The following is a 2,250-nucleotide window of genomic DNA, read 5'->3' on the forward strand; positions in this document are numbered from 1 at the left end:
GCCTTATGCCGTCGGCGAGCGCCTCGTTCAGCCCGATCTCGCGGCTTCGCTTGCCGCCATTTCCGAACGCGGGGCGGATGCCTTCTACAAAGGCGCGACCGCCGACGCTATCGTCAAAGCGAGCGGCGAGAAGGGCGGCATTCTGGCCAGGGCCGATTTCGAAAACTACGCGGTGCGCGAGCTCAAGCCGGCGACCTGCGATTATCGCGGCTACGAGATCATTTCCTCGCCGCCGCCGAGCTCCGGCGGCGTCATCATCTGCGAGATCCTCAACGTGCTTGAGTTCTATCCGCTGTCCTATCTCGGCGCCGGTTCGGCCGAGACGGTTCACGTCATGGTCGAGGTGATGCGCCACGCCTATGTCGACCGCAATTCGGCGCTCGGCGATCCCGGCTTCGTCGACAACCCGGTCGCAAAACTGCTCGACAAGAATTACGCCAGGGAAATCCGCGAAAAGATCGATCCGTTCCGGGCCGGCGTCTCGCAGGAACTGATGCCGAAGGGCTTTGGCGAGAGCAGCGAGACGACGCATTATTCGATCATCGACAATGACGGCAACGCCGTCGCGGTAACCTACACGCTGAATGGCTCGTTCGGCGCCGGCGTTGTCGCCGCCGGCACCGGCATTCTGCTCAACAACGAGATGGACGATTTCACCCAGAAACCCGGCGTGCCCAATCTCTACGGCCTGGTCCAGGGCGAGGCGAATGCGATTGCGCCGCAAAAGACGCCGCTGTCGTCGATGAGCCCGACCATCCTCGCCAAAGACGGCAAGCCGTTCATGGTCATCGGCAGCCCCGGCGGTTCACGCATCATCACCATCACGCTGGAGGCGATCGTCAACGTCGTCGACCACGGCATGAACATCCAGGAGGCCATCGACGCACCGCGCATCCATCACCAATGGTTGCCCGACACGGTCTATATCGAACCTTTCGGCCTGTCGCCCGATACCGAAAAGCTGCTCACCGGCATGGGCTACCGCCTCGATCTTGCCGAGGCGACCTGGGGCCAGGCGGCCGGCATCCTGGTCGGCGGCAAGAGCCTGGCGGAAATCGAGAAGGGTGGCGGCGCCCGCTACAATGGCGCCATCGACAGCCGCGCCGCATCCGGCAAAGCTATCGGGTATTAGACCCCAAAAAGTGGGGACCGGTTTTCGGATAAGATCACGGTCAACAAGAAGATTTCGCTCTGAATCAGGTGACCAGCGCGATCGTGGACGCGATCAGCATCAGCGCCGCGATGCCGACGAACAGCGCGTAGATGCGCGGCCGGTCGAGCAGAAGCGCATTGCCGGATATCCATGCCGCGGTGGCGCCGCCAAGCGCGAAAAAGAAGGTGCTGCGGCGCCCGAAGCTCAAGCCGGCAGCCATCAGGCCACCGATGATCAGGGCGCCGAACACGATGATCACGGCGACTGCGTATTTTTCGAAATCGTTGCTGCCGGCGCTCGGGCCGATCGCGTTCAACCTCGACAGATCGTCCGGATCGAACGGGCTGGTCGACCCATATTCGTCTTGACCGACAGGCTCATGCATTATTCGTTCTCCGCAAACCGACAGCAAATCATCAAGCCTCGCCGAGCGCAACCGCTCGCCGAATGTGATCGGCACGGTGTTCAACACTTTCTGGCGGCGGCTTGCCAGAGATTTTTGGGTGCGCGCTTTTGATCGGCCCGTTGCGCGGCCTGGTCAAGCGCTTTGCCCGAGCTGAATCTTCAAGCCGCCCTGGCCAAAGACTGCGTCGCCTGAATGGAAGCCCCAAGCACCGCCTGTGCGGTGTCGGCCTGCCTTTCATCGACATGCGCCAGCACCAGGATCACACCTTGTTCGGCATCCCGCTGGCCCGGCTGCTTGCCGATTTCGGACAATTTCCCCAGAAGTCTGCCGGTAACGCCGCCCAAGACTGCACCGACGAGCGCCGATGCCAGCCATCCCGCGCCGAGGGGATCGATGCCGGGCATGTCAAAGGCGCCGAGGCCGGCCAACAAACCGGCTGCCGCGCCAAGGGCGGCACCGGTGCCTGGACCGCGTAAGACGGCGTCGATTTCGTCATCGTAGGGTCCGATGACACTGATCTGATGGCGGGCAATTCCTGCCGCCTGAAGCGTTTCGACGGCACGCGCCGCCTGGTCAAGGGAATCGAAAAGTCTGCTGATTGTTCGCATTGAAACTGCCTGTGAGGCCCCCCGGCCCTCCACGGTACGGCGGGGTTCCTGCCGCGCGACGACGCCGAGGAACCCCTGACGCA

The 2,250-nt window shown here is 62.8% G+C and carries 3 protein-coding genes; 1 reads left to right on the forward strand and 2 read right to left on the reverse strand.

Annotated elements, in window-relative coordinates:
- Positions 1-1,132: gamma-glutamyltransferase (ggt, locus tag E5W70_RS26250; RefSeq protein WP_292663953.1), on the forward strand; the 1,132-nt coding region annotated here is incomplete at its 5' end.
- A gap of 64 nt (positions 1,133-1,196) precedes the next feature.
- Here the strand turns inward: ggt and E5W70_RS26255 are convergent.
- Positions 1,197-1,538, reverse strand: a complete 342-nt coding sequence (locus E5W70_RS26255) for a hypothetical protein (RefSeq protein WP_292663955.1) — start codon at positions 1,536-1,538, stop codon at positions 1,197-1,199.
- A gap of 179 nt (positions 1,539-1,717) precedes the next feature.
- On the reverse strand, positions 1,718-2,250 hold a 533-nt coding region (locus tag E5W70_RS26260; RefSeq protein ID WP_292663957.1), incomplete at its 5' end, for a hypothetical protein.

It is taken from the genome of Mesorhizobium sp. (assembly GCF_005063415.1).
GTDB lineage: Bacteria > Pseudomonadota > Alphaproteobacteria > Rhizobiales > Rhizobiaceae > Mesorhizobium.